This is a genomic window from Streptomyces shinuiensis, from assembly GCF_043660855.1.
GTDB lineage: Bacteria > Actinomycetota > Actinomycetes > Streptomycetales > Streptomycetaceae > Streptomyces.
Genome location: NZ_JBIHML010000001.1, coordinates 3,882,895 through 3,901,120, shown reverse-complemented (window position 1 = coordinate 3,901,120; position 18,226 = coordinate 3,882,895). Strand labels below are relative to the sequence as shown.

General features: G+C 75.2%; 18 protein-coding genes and 1 tRNA gene. 12 read left to right on the top strand and 7 right to left on the bottom strand.

Translation table 11 applies throughout. The annotated features are described in order from the left end of the window. Positions 1 to 21 precede the first annotated feature (21 nt). The 3 genes from ACGRHY_RS17775 to ACGRHY_RS17765 all read left to right on the top strand — a co-directional run bounded on the left by ACGRHY_RS17775 (position 22) and on the right by ACGRHY_RS17765 (position 3,481). The gene (locus ACGRHY_RS17775) at positions 22 to 1,038 is read left to right on the top strand and encodes a carbohydrate ABC transporter permease (protein WP_394636305.1); all 1,017 of its coding nucleotides are present in this window, start codon (positions 22 to 24) and stop codon (positions 1,036 to 1,038) included. Positions 1,039 to 1,121: 83 nt separating this feature from the next. Continuing rightward, on the top strand, positions 1,122 to 1,967 hold the full coding sequence (locus tag ACGRHY_RS17770; protein ID WP_394638100.1) for a carbohydrate ABC transporter permease: 846 nt from the start codon (positions 1,122 to 1,124) through the stop codon (positions 1,965 to 1,967). A gap of 74 nt (positions 1,968 to 2,041) precedes the next feature. Next, positions 2,042 to 3,481 carry a GH1 family beta-glucosidase gene (locus ACGRHY_RS17765; protein ID WP_394636304.1) on the top strand — a complete coding sequence of 480 codons (1,440 nt, stop codon included), beginning with the start codon at positions 2,042 to 2,044 and terminating at the stop codon, positions 3,479 to 3,481. A gap of 158 nt (positions 3,482 to 3,639) precedes the next feature. Here ACGRHY_RS17765 and ACGRHY_RS17760 read toward each other — a convergent pair whose 3' ends face one another. From ACGRHY_RS17760 to ACGRHY_RS17750, 3 genes are all read right to left on the bottom strand, one after another. Then, on the bottom strand, positions 3,640 to 3,852 hold the full coding sequence (locus ACGRHY_RS17760) for a hypothetical protein (RefSeq protein WP_394636303.1): 213 nt from the start codon (positions 3,850 to 3,852) through the stop codon (positions 3,640 to 3,642). A 105-nt stretch (positions 3,853 to 3,957) separates the two neighbouring features. Then, a complete protein-coding gene (locus ACGRHY_RS17755) occupies positions 3,958 to 5,376 on the bottom strand; it encodes a sensor histidine kinase (protein ID WP_394636302.1) in 1,419 nt (472 codons plus the stop codon). A gap of 58 nt (positions 5,377 to 5,434) precedes the next feature. Then, on the bottom strand, positions 5,435 to 6,154 hold the full coding sequence (locus ACGRHY_RS17750) for a response regulator transcription factor (RefSeq protein ID WP_394636301.1): 720 nt from the start codon (positions 6,152 to 6,154) through the stop codon (positions 5,435 to 5,437). Between the two features lie 97 nt (positions 6,155 to 6,251). Here ACGRHY_RS17750 and ACGRHY_RS17745 point away from each other — a divergent pair, with 97 nt between their 5' ends. Next, positions 6,252 to 6,800, top strand: a complete 549-nt coding sequence (locus ACGRHY_RS17745) for a hypothetical protein (protein ID WP_394636300.1) — start codon at positions 6,252 to 6,254, stop codon at positions 6,798 to 6,800. A gap of 31 nt (positions 6,801 to 6,831) precedes the next feature. Here the strand turns inward: ACGRHY_RS17745 and ACGRHY_RS17740 are convergent, their stop codons facing one another. Continuing rightward, on the bottom strand, positions 6,832 to 7,710 hold the full coding sequence (locus ACGRHY_RS17740; protein WP_491630963.1) for a spermidine synthase: 879 nt from the start codon (positions 7,708 to 7,710) through the stop codon (positions 6,832 to 6,834). Between the two features lie 76 nt (positions 7,711 to 7,786). Further along, the gene (locus tag ACGRHY_RS17735) at positions 7,787 to 8,182 is read right to left on the bottom strand and encodes a hypothetical protein (protein WP_394636299.1); all 396 of its coding nucleotides are present in this window, start codon (positions 8,180 to 8,182) and stop codon (positions 7,787 to 7,789) included. A gap of 185 nt (positions 8,183 to 8,367) precedes the next feature. On the opposite strand from ACGRHY_RS17735, the gene ACGRHY_RS17730 reads away from it, so the two are divergent. Then, a complete protein-coding gene (locus tag ACGRHY_RS17730; RefSeq protein ID WP_394636298.1) occupies positions 8,368 to 9,840 on the top strand; it encodes an NsdA family TPR-like regulatory protein in 1,473 nt (490 codons plus the stop codon). Positions 9,841 to 9,867: 27 nt separating this feature from the next. On the opposite strand, the gene ACGRHY_RS17725 is transcribed toward ACGRHY_RS17730, so the two are convergent. Beyond that, the gene (locus ACGRHY_RS17725) at positions 9,868 to 10,476 is read right to left on the bottom strand and encodes a histidine phosphatase family protein (protein WP_394636297.1); all 609 of its coding nucleotides are present in this window, start codon (positions 10,474 to 10,476) and stop codon (positions 9,868 to 9,870) included. Positions 10,477 to 10,658: 182 nt separating this feature from the next. On the opposite strand from ACGRHY_RS17725, the gene ACGRHY_RS17720 reads away from it, so the two are divergent. The 7 genes from ACGRHY_RS17720 to ACGRHY_RS17690 all read left to right on the top strand — a co-directional run bounded on the left by ACGRHY_RS17720 (position 10,659) and on the right by ACGRHY_RS17690 (position 16,922). Continuing rightward, positions 10,659 to 11,618 (top strand): phosphatase PAP2 family protein, encoded by a 960-nt coding sequence (locus ACGRHY_RS17720; protein ID WP_394636296.1) that lies wholly within the window; start codon positions 10,659 to 10,661, stop codon positions 11,616 to 11,618. Then, complete coding sequence (locus ACGRHY_RS17715) at positions 11,533 to 12,696, top strand: hypothetical protein (RefSeq protein WP_394636295.1); 1,164 nt, start codon at positions 11,533 to 11,535, stop codon at positions 12,694 to 12,696. The genes ACGRHY_RS17720 and ACGRHY_RS17715 overlap by 86 nt, the downstream gene beginning before the upstream one ends. After that, positions 12,696 to 14,231, top strand: coding sequence for a hypothetical protein (locus ACGRHY_RS17710; protein WP_394636294.1), 1,536 nt, complete (start codon positions 12,696 to 12,698; stop codon positions 14,229 to 14,231). The genes ACGRHY_RS17715 and ACGRHY_RS17710 overlap by 1 nt, the downstream gene beginning before the upstream one ends. Further along, positions 14,228 to 15,595: an AAA domain-containing protein gene (locus ACGRHY_RS17705; RefSeq protein WP_394636293.1), complete on the top strand. Its 1,368-nt coding sequence runs from the start codon at positions 14,228 to 14,230 to the stop codon at positions 15,593 to 15,595. The genes ACGRHY_RS17710 and ACGRHY_RS17705 overlap by 4 nt, the downstream gene beginning before the upstream one ends. Before the next feature lie 103 nt (positions 15,596 to 15,698). Next, positions 15,699 to 16,061: a DUF8844 domain-containing protein gene (locus tag ACGRHY_RS17700; RefSeq protein ID WP_206348392.1), complete on the top strand. Its 363-nt coding sequence runs from the start codon at positions 15,699 to 15,701 to the stop codon at positions 16,059 to 16,061. Between the two features lie 173 nt (positions 16,062 to 16,234). Further along, positions 16,235 to 16,858, top strand: a complete 624-nt coding sequence (locus ACGRHY_RS17695; RefSeq protein WP_394636292.1) for a hypothetical protein — start codon at positions 16,235 to 16,237, stop codon at positions 16,856 to 16,858. Next, a tRNA-Lys gene (locus tag ACGRHY_RS17690) sits at positions 16,849 to 16,922 on the top strand. The genes ACGRHY_RS17695 and ACGRHY_RS17690 overlap by 10 nt, the downstream gene beginning before the upstream one ends. Positions 16,923 to 17,004: 82 nt before the next feature. Here the strand turns inward: ACGRHY_RS17690 and ACGRHY_RS17685 are convergent. Continuing rightward, entirely contained in the window at positions 17,005 to 18,213 is a 1,209-nt protein-coding gene (locus ACGRHY_RS17685) for a M6 family metalloprotease domain-containing protein (protein WP_394636291.1), read from the bottom strand. Positions 18,214 to 18,226 lie beyond the last annotated feature (13 nt).

Sequence of the window (18,226 nt, the reverse complement as noted above, 5' to 3'; positions counted from 1 at the left end):
GTGACCACTACCGGTTCGCCGGTGTCCGCGCCCCCCGTCAAGCAGGGGGGCGCGGCCCCGCGCCACAAACACGTTCCCTCATCCCGCGAGGACCGGCGGCGGGCACGCCGCAGCCGCTGGTACCAGCGGGACGTGAAGTGGAGCCCCTACGGCTTCGTCGCCCCGTTCTTCCTCTTCTTCGGGGCCTTCAGCCTCTTCCCGCTGCTCTACACGGGCTGGGCGTCACTGCACAAGGTGTCGCTGACGGCCCCCACCGACATGGAGTGGGCAGGGCTGCACAACTTCACCCGGCTGCTCGAGGACGAGTTCTTCTGGAACGCCCTGCGCAACACCTTCAGCATCGGGATCATCTCCACCGTGCCCCAGTTGCTGATCGCGCTCGGGCTGGCCCACCTGCTGAACTACAAGCTGCGCGGCGCCACCTTCTACCGCGTGGCCATGCTGGCCCCCTACGCCACCTCGGTGGCCGCGGCGACCCTCGTCTTCGTCGTGCTCTTCGGCCGTGACTACGGCATGATCAACTGGTTCCTGGGGTTCGTCGGGCTCGACCCCGTCAACTGGCACGAGGGCACGACCTCCCATCTCGCGATCTCCGCGATCGTGATCTGGCGCTGGACCGGCTACAACACCCTCATCTACCTCGCCGCCATGCAGGCGGTGCCCAAGGACCTGTACGAGTCGGCGGCGCTGGACGGCGCCTCGCGCTGGCAGCAGTTCGTCCACGTCACCATCCCCGCGCTGCGGCCGACGATCCTGTTCACCGTCGTCGTCTCGACGATCGGCGCGACACAGCTGTTCGGCGAGCCCCTGCTGTTCAACCCCGGCGGCGGTGCGAACGGCGGTCCGGCCCACCAGTACCAGACCCTGGGCCTGTACCTGTACGAGCAGGGCTGGGTCAACCTGCACCTGGGCCGGGCCTCGGCCATCGCCTGGATGATGTTCCTGATCCTGGTGCTGATCGCGCTGGTCAACTGGTTGATCTCGCGCGGCATGCAGAAGCGGGAACTGGGCCGCAAGACCGCGAGGAGGCGCTCATGAGCGTGCTGGACTCCGACCGCGCGACATCCGCGCGGACGGCACCCGGGCCCGGCGGGACGGACCACCGCGCCGGCCGCGGCCGCATGCGGGGACGGGCCGGCGGCGCCGGCGGCACGCTGCACGGCGGCAAGCTGACGTACGCGGTGCTGTTCCTCGTCACCGCGATCGCGCTCTTCCCGCTGTTCTGGACCGCCGTCGCCGCCTCCCGCAACAACACCCGGCTCGCGGAGATGCCGCCGCCCTTCTGGTTCGGCGGCAACCTCTTCAAGAACCTGGAGATCGCCTGGACCGACGCCAACATGGGCCTGGCGCTGCTCAACACCACCATCGTCGCCGGGTCCATCGCGGTCGGCACCGTGCTGTTCGGGACGATCGCCGGGTTCGCGTTCGCCAAGCTGCGGTTCCGCTTCAGGAACCTGCTGCTGATGCTGACGATCGGCACCATGATGGTGCCACCGCAGCTCAGTGTGGTGCCGCTGTTCATGGCGATCGCGGAGCTGGAGTGGACCAACCAGCTCCAGGCGGTCATCCTGCCGACCTTCGTCAGCGCCTTCGGCGTGTTCTTCATGCGGCAGTACCTGCTGGAGGCGCTGCCGACCGAGCTGATCGAGGCAGCGCGGGTGGACGGCGCGAGCAGTCTGCGCATCGTGTGGCACGTGGTCTTCCCCGCGGCCCGGCCCGCCATGGCCGTGCTCGGCATGCTGACCTTCGTGATGGCCTGGAACGACTTCTTCTGGCCGATCATCGCGCTGACCCAGCAGAACCCGACCGTCCAGGTCGCCCTGACCGGCCTGGGCCGGGGTTACATCCCCGACCAGTCGGTGATCATGGCCGGCGCACTGCTGGGCACCCTGCCGCTGCTGCTGATCCTGACTGTCTTCGGCAAGCAGATCGTCGGCGGCATCATGCAGGGAGCGGTCAAGGGCTGACCGGCAGCCCGTTCCCCGCTTCCCGGCCCCCACGTCATCCCCTTCCGTACAACCTTCGATGGGAGCGCTCCCATATGAGCCAGTCCTCCTTCCCCTCCAACTTCCTGTTCGGCTCGGCCACCTCCGCCTACCAGATCGAGGGCGCCGCCGACGAGGACGGCCGCACGCCGTCCATCTGGGACACCTTCTGCCGCACCCCCGGCAAGGTGCTCGGGGGCGACACCGGCGACGTCGCCGTGGACCACTACCACCGCTGGCGCGACGACGTACAGCTCATGGCGGACCTCAACCTCAACGCCTACCGCTTCTCCATCTCCTGGTCCCGCGTCCAGCCCACCGGCCGCGGCCCCGCCGTACAGCGCGGCCTGGACTTCTACCGCTCGCTGGTCGACGAGCTGCTGGCCAAGGGCATCACCCCCTGGATCACGCTGTACCACTGGGACCTGCCGCAGGAGCTGGAGGACGCCGGCGGCTGGCCGGAGCGCGCCACCGCCGAGCGGTTCGCCGAGTACGCCTCCCTGGTCGCCGGCGCGCTCGGCGACCGCGTGGAGCGCTGGACCACCCTCAACGAGCCCTGGTGCTCGGCCTACCTCGGCTACGGCTCGGGCGTCCACGCCCCCGGCCGCACCGACCACGCCGACGTGCTGCGCGCCGCCCACCACCTCAACCTCGCCCACGGACTGGGCACCCAGGCCCTGCGCGCCGCCCTCCCCTCCCGCGCGCAGATCGGCGTCAGCGTCAATCCGGCCGCCGTCCGGGCCCTCACCGACGACCCCGGCGACCTGGACGCCAGGCGGCGCATCGACGCCCTGGCCAACCGGATCTTCGACGGCCCGATACTGCGCGGGGTGTACGACGAGGACCTGATCCAGGACACCTCGCGCCTGACGGACTGGAGCTTCGTCAGGGACGGCGACCTGGCGGACATCCACCAGCCGCTGGACGCGCTGGGCATCAACTACTACACCCCCACCCTGGTCTCGGCCTCCGCCGACCAGAAGCTGCCGCGCCGCGACGGGCACGGCGGCGGCGAGCAGTCCCCCTGGCCGGCCGCGGAGGACATCGCCTTCCACCAGACCCCGGGCGAGACCACCGACATGGGCTGGACGATCGACCCCACCGGTCTGCACGACCTGCTCATGCACTACCACCGCGAGACCGGCGGCATCCCGCTCTACATCACCGAGAACGGCATGGCCTGCGACGACAAGCCGTCCCCCGACGGCACCGTCCACGACCCCGACCGCATCGCCTACCTCCACAGCCACCTGGGCACCGTCCGGCGGGCGATCGCCGACGGCGCCGACGTGCGCGGCTACTTCCTGTGGTCCCTGCTGGACAACTTCGAGTGGGCGTACGGCTACAGCAAGCGGTTCGGCACGGTGTACGTGGACTTCGAGTCCCTGGCGCGCGTCCCCAAGTCCAGCGCCCGGTGGTACGCCGAGGTCGCCCGGACCGGCGAACTGCCCGTGCCCGGTGCGCTGGAAGCCGTGGGAGACCCGGTGGCCGACTGAGGTCCCCGGCGGCCGGGCGGCCCGACCGGGACAGACCACTACGCACCGGCCCGAACGGACCGGGCGGGGCGCAGCGGGCGTGGGGGTGGAGACCGCTGCGCCCCGCCTGTCGTGGGGGCGGCCGGTTCATACGGGCCGGCGGAGCCGGGGCGGAAGGTTCAGCGGGGAGCCGGCGCGGTGTTTTCCCTGGCTCCGTCCGCTTCGGCGGACGGGTCGGCGGTGGCCGCGGCGGACTGCGCGGGGCCCGGCTCCGCCGTCGCCGTACCGGCCAGGACCAGCCCGCCGGCAGCCACGATCGCCGCCACGGCCGCGTCGGCGATCGGCTGCCGCCGCCCGCCCGGGCGGCGCCACTGTGCGGCGATGCTCCTCATCGCACTCCTGCCTCGATCCGGGGAACGTGGACAGGGAGCACGCTAGCGGGACCGATTCCGGCGAAACGCCCGTTCCGGACAGGCACCCGGGGACTTATGGCTCCCTTAAGGCCGGTCTACGGAACGGCTGAGAAACCGCGACCGTCGGCGCACGCCCCGTCGCACTCTGTGCCCGCGCCGGCGGCTCACCCCGTCGGCGGGCCCTGTGTCCGAGGACAGCAGGAGCCGTACCTCCGTACCGCCGAGCACCGAGCGCCCGATCCGCACGTCGCCGCCGGTGGACTCCGCCACCCGCCGCACGATGTCCAGGCCCAGGCCCGTGGAGCCGGGCCCGCCGTCGCCGTGGCCGCGGCGCAGCGCCGCGTCGGGGTCGTCGATGCCGGGCCCCGCGTCGGAGACCAGCACGATCACCGAGTCGCCGGCGGCCGAGCGGTGGACGTCCACGGCGAAGGGGGTGCCCTCCGGGGTGTGGCGGAAGACGTTGCCGAGCAGCGCGTCGAGGGCGGCGGCGAGGTCGGCGCGGGCCGCGGGAACGCGTACCGGCTCCCCGACCCCGGCCAGCTCCGCCTCGCGGCCCTCGTCCTCGGCGAGCGCGGACCAGAAGTCCATCCGCTCCCGGATCACCTCGGAGGCATCGCAGAAGGCGCCGCAGCCCGGTGCGTCCGGTGGCTGGGTCCGCTGCTCGCGCGCGGTGCGGATGATGTGGTCCACCTCCCGCTCCAGCTGCGCGACGGCCGCGCGCGTCTGCTCGGCGGCGTCGCCGTCGCCGAGCGAGGCGGTGTTGAGGCGGAGCACGGTCAGGGGGGTGCGCAGCCGGTGGGAGAGGTCGGCGGCCAGTTCCCTCTCGTTGGCGAGCAACTGGGCGACCTGGTCGGCCATGGAGTTGAACGCGGCCGCTGCCAGGCGCAGTTCGGCGGGACCCTCCACCGGGACCCGCACCGCCAGCCGTCCCTTGCCCAGTTCTCGCGCGGCCCCGGCCAGCCGCTCGGCGGCACCCACCATGCGGGTGCCGAGCCGGTCGGCGATGACGACGGAGGCGATGACGAGCGCGAGGCCGGTGCCGGCCAGAACGAGCCAGGCGGTGGTGACACCGCCCGTGACCTCCTCCTCGGGCACGAACACCTCGACGACGGCCGACCGTTCGGTGGCGACCGGCTGGAGCAGCACGAAGCCGCCCTCGACGGGTACGACGGCGGCCCCCTCCAGCGGGGCGACGGACCGCAGCCTCCTCCCGTCCAGGCGGCGTTCACCGATCCCGGCGCTCCCGTCCTCCCGGCCCGGGGGCGCGTACACGGCGATCCGCCCGGCGACCCGCGCCGGCATGCTGGCCAGCCCGCGCTGGAGCGGGCCCCGATCGCCGCCGGTGGCGGCGATCAGATGGGTGACGGAGGCGGCCAGCCGCTCGGCGCCCGTGAAGGCCCGGTCGCGGGCCATCTCCTTGACCACCAGCGCCAGAGGTACGGCGAAGGCCACCACGACCATCGCGGTCACGGCGACGCACACCTTGACCAGCGCCCGTCTCATGGCCCCCCTCCCACTGCCCTGCCCGCCGCCGCCCCGGACCCTGCGGCCCCGGCCGCTCTCACCCCTGCGCGGACTCCCGCGGGGGCTCCAGTTTGACTCCCACACCGCGCAGCGTGTGCAGATAACGGGGGTTGGCCGCGGTCTCGCCCAGTTTCCTGCGCAGCCAGGAGAGATGGACGTCGATGGTCTGGTCGTCGCCGTAGCTCTGCTGCCAGACCTCCGCCAGCAGCTCCCTGCGCGGCACGACGACCCCGGGGCGCTGCGCGAGGAAGGCCAGCAGGTCGAACTCCCGGCGGGTCAGGTCCAGTGCACGCCCGTCGAGTTCGGCCTGCCGCCGCAGCGGGTCGATGACCAGCCCTCCGGCCCGTATCGCCCGGTCCGCCTCCGCGCCCGCGCCGCCGCCCGCGCCCGTCCCGGCACGCGCGCGGCGCAGCACGGCGGCCATCCGGGCGGACAGGTGCTCCACGGAGAACGGCTTGACCAGATAGTCGTCGGCACCGTCGTTGAGCAGCCGGACGATCTCCGCCTCGTCGTCCCGCGCGGTGGCGATGATCACGGGTACCTGGGTGATCCCGCGCAGCATCTTCAGCGCCTCGGCCCCGTCGAGGTCCGGCAGTCCGAGGTCGAGGATCACCACGTCGAACCCGAGGTGCGCCACCTCCCTGAGCGCCTCCAGGGCCGTCCCGACACTGCGTACGGTGTGGGAGGCCTCCGTCAGATGTCTGATCAGGGCGGAGCGTACGAACTGGTCGTCCTCGACGACGAGTACACGTGCCATGGTCGGCACGCTACGGCATGCGCGAACGCGTCACGGAGGGGCTTGGGCGAGCCGGCGCCGCCGCGGGCGCGCGGGGAAAGCGGCTAGGGTGCGCGGGATGCGACGAGGACTGGTTCACGCGGGCGCGTGGGTGCTGGCCACCGGGTCGGCGGTGACCCTGTCCTGGTTCGGTGTGCGCACCGTGGTGTCGGAGGCCGCGTACGACCTGCCGCGGATGCCGCCGCTCACATCGGGCACGCCGGCGCCGTCCGCCTCGCGCCCCGGTCCCGAGCCGGAGACCGCCTCCACCCGGCGGCCCAGGCCGTCCTCGGCCGCCCGCTCCCCCGGGGTGTCCAGGCCCTCCGTCTCACTCGGCTCCGCCGGGGCCCGCCGGGACGCCGGGCCGGGCGAGGGCGCTCCGCGCGCCGGCAGGGCGTCCGGGAGCGTGGAGAGCCGCGAGGTGCGCGGCGGGCGGGTCGCCTTCGACCTGGGCCGGGACTCGGCCGGCCTCGTCTCCGCCACCCCCAGCCCCGGCTGGGGGATGCGGGTCCGGCAGGGGAACGGGTGGATACGGGTCACCTTCACCCGGGGCGAGGAGTCGTCGTCGGTCTTCTGCGTCTGGAACGGCACCACGCCGCGGGTGACGGTCGACGAACACAGGGGCTGACGGCCCGGGGCGGCGGGGTACGGGGGCCGGTTCAGCGCCGCTGGAAGACCCGCGCGGGCGGCTGCGGCGAGGGGGTGGCGGTGGCGTCCGTGACGGGGGCGGCGCCCCCGGTGAAACCGGCCAGCGCACGGCCGTGTTCGACCCGGCCGGGGTGCGGGTCGCCCGCCGCGCGCCGGGTGATCCCGGCGACGGGCAGCGTCCGGTCGGAGGCGGCCAGGACGGCGTTGCCGAAGCGCCGCCCGCGCAGTACGGCGGGATCGGCGATCAGGCACAGTTCGGGGAAGACGGCGGCGGCGGTGGCGACCTGCGCGCGCAGGTGGGCCAGCGGCGGCCCGTCGGCGAGGTTGGCGGCGTAGAGCCCGCCGGGGGCCAGCACCCGGCGGACCTCGGCCAGGAACTCGGCGCTGGTCAGATGGGCGGGGGTGCGGGCGCCGCCGAAGACGTCCGCGACGATCAGGTCGGCCCCGTCCTCGGGGAGCCCGGCGAGCCCGGCGCGGGCGTCGCCGCCGCGCACCCGTATCCGCCAGGCTCCCTCCAGCGGCAGCTCGCGGCGGACCAGGGCGGTCAGCGCGGCGTCCGCCTCGAAGACCTGCTGGGTGGAGCGCGGCCGGGTGGCGGCGGTGTAGCGGGCGAGGGTGAGCCCGCCGCCGCCGAGGTGCACCGCCCGCAGCGGCCGCCCGGGCGGCGCGGCCAGGTCGATCAGATGGCCGATCCTGCGCTGGTACTCGAAGTCCAGGTGCGTCGGGTCGTCGAGGTCCACATGGGACTGCGGCGCGCCGTCGAGCAGCAGCGTCCAGGCGCGCGGCCGGTCCGGGTCCGGCAGGAGCTGTGCCAGTCCGCCGTCGACCGGCTCGCTCACCGGCTCCCTGGTCCGCCTGCCGCCCTCGCGCCGCCGCCCGTTCCTCGCCACACGGTCCAGTATCACCCGTACGGCCCATCCGCGCCCCGTGGGACCGCGCCCGCGGCCGTTTCCCCGGGCACGCCCCTCAGGAGCCGCCCTCGGCGGCGGCGATCGTACGGGCCGCCTCGCTCAGCGCGGCGCGCAGCCGCGCCGGCTCGGTGGTGCCCGTCTGCGCGCTCTCCGGGGGCACCAGCCATCCGGTGCCCGCCACCGGCGGATCGGCGGGCCGGCCGGAGCGGCGGCGGGCCGGGACGCAGACGCTGCCCGGCAGGTCCCAGCCGTCCGCGGTGCCGGGCGGCACCAGGAAGCCGAGGGTGCCGCCCGCGCCGTCGTGCAGCACCGGGCCCACGCTCTCGCGCAGGCGCAGGATGTCGACGGCCTCCAGGCCGTGCCGCGCGGGCACGGTCACCAGTTCGCAGGGCGCGTCCGGCACTCCGGCGGGCGGCGGGCCGCCGCCGGTCTCGCGGCCGGTGTCCAGCACGGGGGAACCTCCTCCTGGGTCGTCCTCCACGTTCGCTACGCGAGGCTCAACGAACCGGTCTGTCAACCGCTACGGCGTAATGCCGCCGCAAAGGATGGCAGTTGATGGCAGATCACGTGTTGGATATCCCTTTTGTCGGCAAAACGTCTCGTATCTTCCGAGGAGCAGCCGGTACGGTCCCGGCCATGGCGTCGTCACCGTCACCCTCAGCGCCGGCGGGTCCGGGCCGTCAGCCCAATCCGGCCTTCCGGCGGTTGCGCGGGCGGCTCTCGCCCGGGGAGTTCGCGGCGGCCGTCCGCAGGGCTGCCCGGGAGATAGGCGAGAACGTCTCCTGTGACGCCCGGTACGTCGGGCGGGTGGAGGCCGGGGAGATCCGCTGCCCCAACTACGCCTACGAGCGCGTGTTCCTGCACATGTACCCGGGGTACTCGCTCACCGATCTGGGCTTCGAGCCCCGTCAGGCGGTTCGCGGGCGCACAGCGCGCGGACGGGGGGCGTACGACGCCGCGGACACTCCCGAAGACGCCCGTATACGCCCCGGCTCCACCCGCTCGGAGCCGACCTGCCCGACCCGCGATCCGAGCCACGGCCCGAACGATCGCCCGACCGACGAGGAGAACGACGTGCTGCGTCGCGCGTTCATGACCGGCGGCCCGGCCGCCGTGGCGGCGGTGTCCCTGGATCCCCTGGCGCACCCGGCCGCCGCCGCTCCGGCCGCCGCCGCCCGGAGCGGCCGGCCCGGCGCGGCCGAGGCCGCGGCCGTCGAGGAGGCGGTGCGCGGCATCCGGCTGTTCGACGACCGGTACGGCGCCGACGGCCTCTACCACCGGGCCGACGGCACGCTGCGGTCCGCGTACGACCTGCTGGACGCGGGCGCCCGGCGGCAGCCGACCGCCGACCGGCTGCACGCCTGGACCGGTGAACTGGCCCTCTCCGTGGGCTGGCTGGCCCATGACTCGGGCCGTCTCGCCGAGGCCCGCCCGCACTACGCCGAGGCCCTGGCCATCGCCCGGGTGGCCGGGGACGCCGCCCTGGAGGCCCACGCCTTCTGCAACACCTCCTTCCTCGCCCGTGACGCCGGGCGCCCCCGGGAGGCGGTACGTGCCGCGCAGGCCGGGCAGCACATCGCCCGCCACCTGGGCTCGGCGCGGCTGCTGTCGCTGCTGGCGGCACGCGAGGCGGGCGGCTGGGCCCTCCTCGCCGACCGCACGGCCTGCGAGGGGTCGCTCGGCCGGGCGCGGACGCTGTTCGAACGCGGCCCCTGCGACGCCGACCCGGAGTGGATGACCTTCTACGGCGAGGCCGAGCTGAACGGACTGGAGGCACAGTGCTGGGCGGCGCTGAGCGACTGGGGGCGCGCGGCACGCCGCGCGCGCCGCGCGGTGGCCCTCCAGGATCCGCACTTCGCGCGCAACACCGCCCTGTTCACAGCCGAGCTGGCGGACGACCTCGCCGGCGGGGGCGAGGTGGAGGAGGCCGCCGGATCCGCGGGCCGGGTGCTGGACCTGCTCGGGCAGGTGCGTTCCTCCCGCGTCGGCGGGATGCTCGACAGCACCGCCCGGCGGCTGCGCCACCACCGGGGCGTCCCGGCCGTCGCCGACTTCCTGGACCGCCTGGCCGACGGGGCCGGGCGGTCCGAGGGGGCCCGGTCGGCCTGACGGCGGCCCGCCGCCCGCCCCGTCCCGTCACCGCCCCGGCCGGTCCAGGTGACCCCGGTCGTTCCAGCTCTCGACGGCCGGCTCCCCGTACGCCCAGCCCAGCACCGACAGCGCCCCCGCGTCCAGGCGCAGCCGCGCGGCGAAGGACGGGTCCAGGCCCAGCCAGCGCGCGCCCAGCACCCTGAGCAGATGGCCGTGCGCGAAGACGAGCACGTCACGCTCCGCCGACCGCGCCCAGGCGACCACCTCGTCGGCGCGGGCGGCGACCTGCGCCAGGCGCTCACCGTCGACCACGCCGTCGCGCCAGATGAGCCAGTCCTGGCCCGCCCGCTCCCTGATGCCGTCCGGGGTCAGCCCCTCGTACGCGCCGTAGTCCCACTCCAGCAGCGCGTCCCAGTCGGCGGCCCGCTCGCCGAACCCCGCCAGGTCGCAGGTCTCCCTCGCCCTCGACAGCGGACTGGTGCGGACCTCGGCGCCCGGCAGCCCGTCCCAGGGCGCGCCGCGCAGCCGCTCCCCCAGCGCCTGTGCCATGCCGCGCCCCTCCTCCAGCAGGGGGACGTCTGTGCGGCCGGTGTGCCGCCCGGACCGGGACCATGCGGTCTGGCCGTGCCGGACCGCCAGGATGCGCGCTGCCATTCCATGCCTTTCGAAAGGGGCTCCCGGCGCCGCCGCCGGGCTCACGGCCATCATCGCGCGCCGGCCCGGGCGCCGCCGCTCAACTCCCCGCCACTCCCCCCGCGTCCTCCTCCCCGCACCCGCACCGCAACGGCCATCCGGCCGTTGTACGGCCGACCACGGGGGTTGGGGGAGAGTTCGCGATGGTCCGGGCACGGCTTCGGTGGTGGACCGAACTGCCGCTGATCGCCGTGGTCTACGGCGCGTACTCCGCCGGGCGGCTGCTCGCGCGCGGCGACGTCTCCACGGCCGTCGGCCACGGGCTGGCGATCCTGCGCTTCGAGGACCGGCTGAACCTGGACCCCGAGCGGTTCCTCAACCGGCTGTTCACCGGCCACGCGTGGCTCGGCGTCCCCGCCGACTTCCTCTACGCCACGCTGCACTATCTGGTGACCCCGGCCGTCCTGGTGTGGGTCTTCCGCCGCCGGCCGGCCCACTACCGCAGGCTGCGCACCTGGCTGATGGTCTCCACCCTCATCGGCCTGGCCGGCTTCACCCTGGCCCCGACCTGCCCGCCGCGCCTGCTCGCCGCCGCGCACGGCTTCACCGACACCATGGCGCAGTACGGCGAGTACGGCTGGTGGGGCGGCGAGGCCAGCGCCCCGCGCGGCCTGGGCGGGCTGACCAACCAGCACGCCGCCATGCCGAGCCTGCACGTCGGCTGGGCGCTGTGGTGCGGTGTGGTGCTGTGGTGGCTGGGCGGCCGGGGACCGTGGACGCGTGCGGCGGCCGTCGGCCATCCGCTGCTGACGACGGTGGTGGTGATGGGCACCGCCAACCACTACCTGCTGGACGCGGTGGCGGGCGCGGCCGTGATGGGCGCCGGTCTGCTGCTGACCGGCCCGGCGATGCGGGGTGCGGACCGGGCGGCGGCCCGGGTGCGGCGGTCCGCGGGGCGATCCTCGGCGGGCGGGGCCGCGCCCGGGGTCGCGGACGGTACCGCGAGCGGGCCGGCCGGCGCCGTGCTGCCCGGTCAGCGGTCCGCACCGGCGGCTTCGCACGACCTCGGCCCCACCGGTGTCACAGGCGGATGCCACACTTCCGCGGGTGAGCTACAACCCCGACAGCCAACAGACGACAGCCCTGCGCCGACGGCTCGCTGAGCTGCGCGGCGCCGACGTCGCGCCCCGGGCGATGGACGCGCGGGCGCTCGCCGCGCTGGCCGCCAACCCGGGCTGCCGCCGCCGGGCGCTGCTGGACGGCGCCGGGGTGGACAAGGGCGCGCTGGCGGACGCGCTGGGTTCCCCCGCGCCCTTCGGGCAGTCGCAGTTCGCGTTCGTGCGCGGCCACGCCTTCGAGGCGCGGGTGAAGGGGGACGGCGGCGCCGAGCTGGTGCGCCTGGTCCACGCGCGCACCGCCGCGGCGGACACCCCGGCCCCCGAGCCCGGCGGGGTGTCCGCGCCCGATCTGTCGGCGCCCGGCCCGGACGGGCGCGCGGAGCGCACCCGGCAGGCGCTGGAGCGGGCGACGGCCGACGGCGGCTGGACGCTGCTGGACCACCCGATGGTGCGGCTGGACGTGGCCGGATCCCCCGTCCACCTGGAGCCCGACGCCGTGGCGGTCCACCCGGACGGGCGCTGGACGGTGGTGGAGATCAAGTCCTTCCCGATCCTGGACGGTTCGGCCGATCCGGCCAAGGTCGGCGCCGCGGCCCGGCAGGCGGCCGTCTACGCCCTGGCGCTGGAGGCGCTCGGCGGCCGGGTGGACGACCGGGCGCTGCTGGTCTGCCCGAAGGACTTCTCCAACCTGCCCACCGCCGAGGCGGTCGACCTGCGCAGGCAGATCGCCACCACCCGGCGGCAGCTCGCCCGGCTGACACGGCTGGAGGAGATCGCCGCCGCGCTGCCCGAGGGCACCACCTTCGACCCGGCCCGGCCGCCCGCCGAACTGGCCGGTTCCGTCGAGTCGGTTCCGGCCGCCTACGCGCCGCAGTGCCTGTCCACCTGCGAACTGGCCTTCCACTGCCGCGACCGCGCCCGCTGCGGGGGCGCGGTGGAGGTGCTGGGCCGCGAGGTCCGCGGGGAGCTGGGCGGACTGACCACGATCGGAGCGGTCATGGCGGCCGCCCGCGACGAGGCGCGCGGCACCGCGGAGGATTCCGCCGGGGATCCGGCCGCCGCCGCGCTGCGCCGCGCGGCCCGGCTGCGGACCGAGGCCCTCGCGGCCGCGGGGAGGCGCTGATGTCGCTGGTGACCACCCTGGCCCGGATCGAGGCCGCGGCCGCGGGCCGGGCACAGCCGGTGGCGACGGTGCGCCACCGGCACCTGGCCGAGCGGCCTGTGGTCCTGGTGCCGCTGACCACCGCCGGCGAGGCCGGCGCCCCGCTGGGCGCGATGGTGGGGACGGACCGGGACGCGCCCCGCCTGCTGGTCGTCCCCCAGCCGCGCGACCGCACGCTGCGCTTCGCCTTCCTCGCCGAGCTGGCCGACGCCGTACTGCCCCTTGTGGAGTCCGCGCAGGACGAGGTGGAGCTCGTCGAGCGCTCCGGGACAGATCCGGAGACGGGGAGGAAGACGAAGGTCGAGGTCGAGCTGTGCGCGGACGCGCCGCAACTGGTCGTGCCCAGCCCCGCGGGCATCGCCCACGTACGGCTGCTGGGCCGGTCCATGCGCTTCCGCCGCACCACCGAGGAGGAGCCGGAGGCCGCCCACCCCGCCCCGCCCCGGCTGCCGCTGCTGGGCCGGTGGCTGACGCACTACGGGGAGCGGGCCCGGGTGCCCGGCTCCTCGCTGCTGCTGGCCGTCACCGAGGTGCTGGGCCGCCACTGGGCCACGGGCCAGAGCCGCCTGGAGGACCAGCACCTGGGCGCCCTGCTGGCCTGGATCACCGCCGGGGAGGGCGGGTCGGGCGCGGAGGCCGCCCTCCGCGCCGAGCTGGCCCGCGACCGCGGCGGGCTGCTGCTCACCCCGCCGGCGGGCCCGGCCACCGACCCGGCCTTCGACAACCGCGCACTGGCCCCGGCCGTCGCGCGGTACGACGCGGGACTGCCCGGCGCCGAGGCGGAGATCCGCGAACTGGTCGCCTCCCAGCTGCGGCCCACCTGGGACTCGGTGTGGCAGGGCCTGGACCTGCTGCGCGCGCTGCCGCCGGGCGCGCACGTCGCCGACCGCTGGAAGCGGGACCGCTGGTCCTACACCGCCCACCGCGACCGGGTGCGCGCCGGTGAACCGCCGCAGCCCAGGCGCGACGACGCGGTGACGGCGGCCCGCAAACTCGCCGCCCGGGAGACGGCCCGGGCGGAGCTGGCCGCCCAGGAGGCGCTGGACGACCCGCTGGTGATGGCGGAGCGGCGGATGGCCGGGGAGGCGTTCGAGGGCGAGGTCGTCGAGGTGGAGATGGCGTACTCGTCGGGGAGGCGTCCGATGCCGCGCCCGCTGGTCACCGTCCGCACCGGCGACCGGCCGCACCTGGAGGGGGGCGAGCGGCTGTACCGGGCCCTGGAGAGCGGGAAGCCGCAGCCGGGGGTGTTCGCCGAGTCCCCCGCGCCGGGGCTGCTGACGGTACGGCTGACCGGCGGCATGGGCCGCGGCAGGGAGCCCGAGGCCGGTTCGGTGCCGGAGAAGGGCGAGACGGTGTGCTGGACGCTGTTCGAGCACGCGCCGCGCGGCGGACCGGATCTGCCGGACCCGGAGGAGACGCCGTGGACGCACGGCGGCCCGCCCGACCCCGACGCCCTGGACGCGCCCGACCCCGTGACGCCGGAGGATCTGCTGTGAACGGCGCCCCCGACGACTCCGTGTCCCTCACCGGAACCGGCACCGAGCCCGACCCGGGCTCGGCCGCCGCCGAGGCGACCGGCGCGATCCTGCGCGACGTCCTCTCGGGCGCCCACCGAGGTGTGGTCGTGGACTCACCGCCCGGTGCCGGCAAGACCACGCTGGTGGTGCGCGCCGCCCGGGAGCTGGCCGCCGCGGGCCGCCCGCTGATGGTCGTCGCCCAGACCAACGCCCAGGTCGACGACCTCGTGGACCGGCTGGCGACCGCCGAGCCCGAACTGCCGGTGGGCCGGCTGCACAGCAGCGAGGCGCAGCCGTACGCCCCGGTGCTGGACCGCCACCCGTCGGTGGTGAAGTCGTCGAAGGCCGCGGATCTGGCCGGGCTGGACGTGGTGGTCTCCACGGCCGCCAAGTGGGCCCATGCCAGGGGCGCCGGGCCGTGGGAGCAGGCCATCGTGGACGAGGCGTACCAGATGCGCTCCGACGCGCTGCTGTCGGTGGCCGGGCTGTTCGAGCGGGCGCTGTTCGTGGGCGACCCCGGTCAGCTCGACCCGTTCAGCCAGGTCGGCTCCGAGCAGTGGGCGGGACTGTCGTACGACCCGTCGGCCAGTGCCGTGACCACGCTGCTGGCGCACAACCCGGACCTGCCCGTGCACCGGCTGCCGGTCTCCTGGCGGCTGCCCGCCTCGGCCGCGCCGCTGGTGTCCAGGGCGTTCTACCCCTACACCCCGTTCCGCAGCGGCACCGGGCCGGGCGAGCGGCGGCTGGAGTTCACGCTGCCCTCCGACGGCTCCTCCGTGGACCGGGTGCTGGACGAGGCGGCCGGCTCCGGGTGGGGGCTGCTGGAACTGCCCGCCCGCCACACCCCGCGTACCGACCCGGAGGCGGTCGCGGCCTTGGCGTCGGTGGTACGGCGGCTGCTGGACCGCCGCGGCGAGGCGTTCGGCGGGCGCTCCGGGGAGCCCGCCCCGGTGACGGCGGAGCGGATCGCGGTGGGCACCGCCCACCGCGACCAGGCGGCCGCCGTCCGCGCGGCGCTGGCCTCCCTGGGTGTGACGGACGTCGCGGTGGACACCGCCAACCGGCTCCAGGGCCGCGAGTTCGATGTGACGGTGGTGCTCCACCCGCTGTCGGGCCGCCCGGACGCCACGGCCTTCCACCTGGAGACGGGACGGCTGTGCGTACTGGCCTCGCGCCACCGGCACGCCTGTGTGGTGGTGTGCCGGGCGGGCGTTCCCGGGCTGCTGGACGAGTACCCCTCCGCCGATCCGGTCCAGCTCGGCGTCACGGTCAAGTTCCCGGACGGCTGGGAGGCCAACCACGCGGTCCTGGCCCACCTGGCGGAGCACACCGTGGCCTGGTGAGCGCTCCGGCGGGCGGCCGGGAGGGGCCGGCCGCCCGGACCCGCGCGGGGCGGGCACGAGGGTGGACAATGGAACGCTGCCCACGACCGACGGAGGTATCTCCATGCCCGAGCCGAACCCGGCTCCGGAACGGCGCGGCGGTGAGCCGCGCCATCGGCGCCCCGCGCCGCTGCTCTTCGAACCGCCGGACGCCGCCTCGGACCCCGAGCACTTCTTCGACCTGGAGTCCATCGAGGACCCGCGCGAGCTGCTGGGCCGTGCCACCGAGCTGGCCCTGGCCTTCCGCGCGGCGGCGGACCGGGCCATGGAGTTCCAGGCCATGGCGGCGGCGCAGCTCGCCGACCCCGGGCGCTTCGACCGGTTGCCGGACGAGGCGATCGCCGAACGGGCCGAGTGGACGGCCGACTACGCCCGCAAGATGATCGAGTTCGGCCGCGAGCTGATGAGGGACCGCACCCCGGAGTGACGGCGCCGGGGTGACGGCGGTCGCGGGACGGCCGGGGCGCGATGGCCACGGCGGCGGCCACGGCTACGCCCGCGGCATATGCGAGCGCGGAAGATACCGGACGCCGCCGCGCCGCGTCCCGTTTTCGCGGATTTCCAGGGACGGTACACAGGTTGCCGGTAGATGGTGTGGGCATGAACGATCCCGCCGCCTATGTGACCCCTGCCGGAGCCGAGTGGCTCGCCTCCTCGAGCGCCTTCCCGCGCAGCGTCCACGCCCTGTGGTCGGTACGCCCCGGCGCCCCGAGCACTCTGCCCTGCGGCACCGCCTTCGACGTGGTCAGCGTCGGCACGCTGTTCGGCCGCCGGATGCTGGACCGGCTGTGGACCGCCGGGCCGGGCACCGGCCCGGTGGCGTTCCACGCGGGCCGGATGCTGCTGTTCGCCGAGCCCGGTACCGCCCAGCGGCTGCCGGCCCTGCTGCGCTGGCGGGAGTGGCGGGGCTCGTCCGCCCCGGCGGGTGCGGCCGGCGGTGCGGGCGGCAGTGCGGAAACGATCCCTCCGCTCCTGTGCTACGGCCTCGGCGACGCCGTGACCGTTCCTCCGCCGGTGCCCGGCGGGGGCTGCCCGCCCACCACCCGCTGGCTGGTCGCCCCGGATGTCCGAAAGCCCTGGCTGCCGGGCACCGAGGCGCTGCTGTGGGCCTGCGTGCGGGCCGTTCGGGAGAGCGGCCGGGGGTCCGCCGGCGGCCGTGATCAACCGATTTCCGCTCCCTCGGACCGGGGTGCTAAGGTTTACCACGTCAACAGGCGCCGCTAGCTCAGTTGGTTAGAGCAGCTGACTCTTAATCAGCGGGTCCGGGGTTCGAGTCCCTGGCGGCGTACAGACAGCCGGAAGGCCTCCGCGGAAGCGGAGGCCTTCCGGCTTTCCCCCGGGCGCGGCCCCGACGGGCCCGGGGGCTCCGCTCACACCGCCCCGGGGCCCGGGCCCGGCCCTCCGCGCACGGTGACCTCCACCCGCCAGCCCCGCTCGGTGCGGTCCACGACCTCCACGCGCACGGTGCCCGTGTCCACGTCCACGTCCACAGCCTCCCCCGGGCCCAGCGGCGCGTCGGCCAGCGGCGGGTACACCGAGACGCGGTCGCACGCCCCGGTGCCGGGGTGACCGTCGACCACCTTGACGGGGCCGTGCGCCGAGGGGACGTCGTTGCGCACCCGGTAGACCAGTACGCCGCTGGTGCAGGAGGTGATGTCGTTGCCGCCGGGCTCCCTCGCCTCGATCGCCAGCACCTCGCCGCGCCCCGTGCGGACCGCGACCAGCCGGGTGCCGGCCCCGCCGCCGTCCGGTGCGCCGACCGCCCGCAGGGTGTGCCGGCTGGTGCCGGACTCGGCCCGGCAGTCGATCCGGCCGCCGTCCAGCCAGCCCAGCTTCCACTTGTGCCAGCCGAAGGGCTCCGGGGAGAGCCCGAACTGGCTGCCCATGATGTCCCAGTCGCCGACGTGGGTGTCCCAGTCGCCGTCGCCGTCCTCGGGCTGGTGGTAGAGGTCGGGCAGGTCGAAGATGTGCAGGGTCTCGTGGGCGAGGACGTTGCGGTCCGGCGGCTGCTTCTCGAAGACCGTCACGACCCGGTGCAACTCGGTGCCGTCCACGGTGATCGGCTCGTCGAGGTTGACGACCTTGGTGGCGTCGGAGTTCACGCCCGGCGCGTCGGGGTCGGCGACGAGGTAGACGATGTCGTAGTCGCCGAAGTCCACGTGCGGGTCGGCCGCGGCGACGGCGTCGTGGAGGTAGGCGCCGCGCAGGTCCGGCTCCCAGTCGCGCTGTATCCCGTACGCCCGCGAGTCGGCCGCCATCTCGAACCAGCGGGGCGTCACGTGCGAGCGCAGCGTGAACTTCCCGTAGGAGGCCCGCTCGAAGAAGTCCGAGGTCTCCGGGAAGTAGTCGGCGGCGAGCCCGCGGGGGGAGGCGGCCGGCCGGGCCTCGGGGAAGGACAGGAAGACCATCAGCGCGTCGAGCTCTCCCAGGGGCCGGGGGTAGGCCGGGTGCCAGGTGTCCAGACCCTCGGAGTGGTGGAGTGCGGTGCGTTCCAGGGCGCAGGAGTCGGCGCCGGCCGCGACGGCGACCGGCCCGGTGACCAGGCTCGTGCCGACCAGTGCGGAGAACGCCGTGAGCACAGCCCCGGCCCTG

What these genes read in the sequence shown, in the direction of transcription:
- ACGRHY_RS17700 (WP_206348392.1), top strand. Translation starts at nt 15,699, where the DNA reads ATGCCCGAGCCGAACCCGGCTCCGGAACGGCGCGGCGGTGAGCCGCGC.
- ACGRHY_RS17730 (WP_394636298.1), top strand. Translation starts at nt 8,368, where the DNA reads ATGGCGTCGTCACCGTCACCCTCAGCGCCGGCGGGTCCGGGCCGTCAG.
- ACGRHY_RS17770 (WP_394638100.1), top strand. Translation starts at nt 1,122, where the DNA reads ATGCGGGGACGGGCCGGCGGCGCCGGCGGCACGCTGCACGGCGGCAAG.
- ACGRHY_RS17710 (WP_394636294.1), top strand. Translation starts at nt 12,696, where the DNA reads ATGTCGCTGGTGACCACCCTGGCCCGGATCGAGGCCGCGGCCGCGGGC.
- ACGRHY_RS17720 (WP_394636296.1), top strand. Translation starts at nt 10,659, where the DNA reads ATGGTCCGGGCACGGCTTCGGTGGTGGACCGAACTGCCGCTGATCGCC.
- ACGRHY_RS17760 (WP_394636303.1), bottom strand. Translation starts at nt 3,852, where the DNA reads ATGAGGAGCATCGCCGCACAGTGGCGCCGCCCGGGCGGGCGGCGGCAG.
- ACGRHY_RS17750 (WP_394636301.1), bottom strand. Translation starts at nt 6,154, where the DNA reads ATGGCACGTGTACTCGTCGTCGAGGACGACCAGTTCGTACGCTCCGCC.
- ACGRHY_RS17765 (WP_394636304.1), top strand. Translation starts at nt 2,042, where the DNA reads ATGAGCCAGTCCTCCTTCCCCTCCAACTTCCTGTTCGGCTCGGCCACC.
- ACGRHY_RS17725 (WP_394636297.1), bottom strand. Translation starts at nt 10,476, where the DNA reads ATGGCAGCGCGCATCCTGGCGGTCCGGCACGGCCAGACCGCATGGTCC.
- ACGRHY_RS17755 (WP_394636302.1), bottom strand. Translation starts at nt 5,376, where the DNA reads ATGAGACGGGCGCTGGTCAAGGTGTGCGTCGCCGTGACCGCGATGGTC.
- ACGRHY_RS17695 (WP_394636292.1), top strand. Translation starts at nt 16,235, where the DNA reads ATGAACGATCCCGCCGCCTATGTGACCCCTGCCGGAGCCGAGTGGCTC.
- ACGRHY_RS17745 (WP_394636300.1), top strand. Translation starts at nt 6,252, where the DNA reads ATGCGACGAGGACTGGTTCACGCGGGCGCGTGGGTGCTGGCCACCGGG.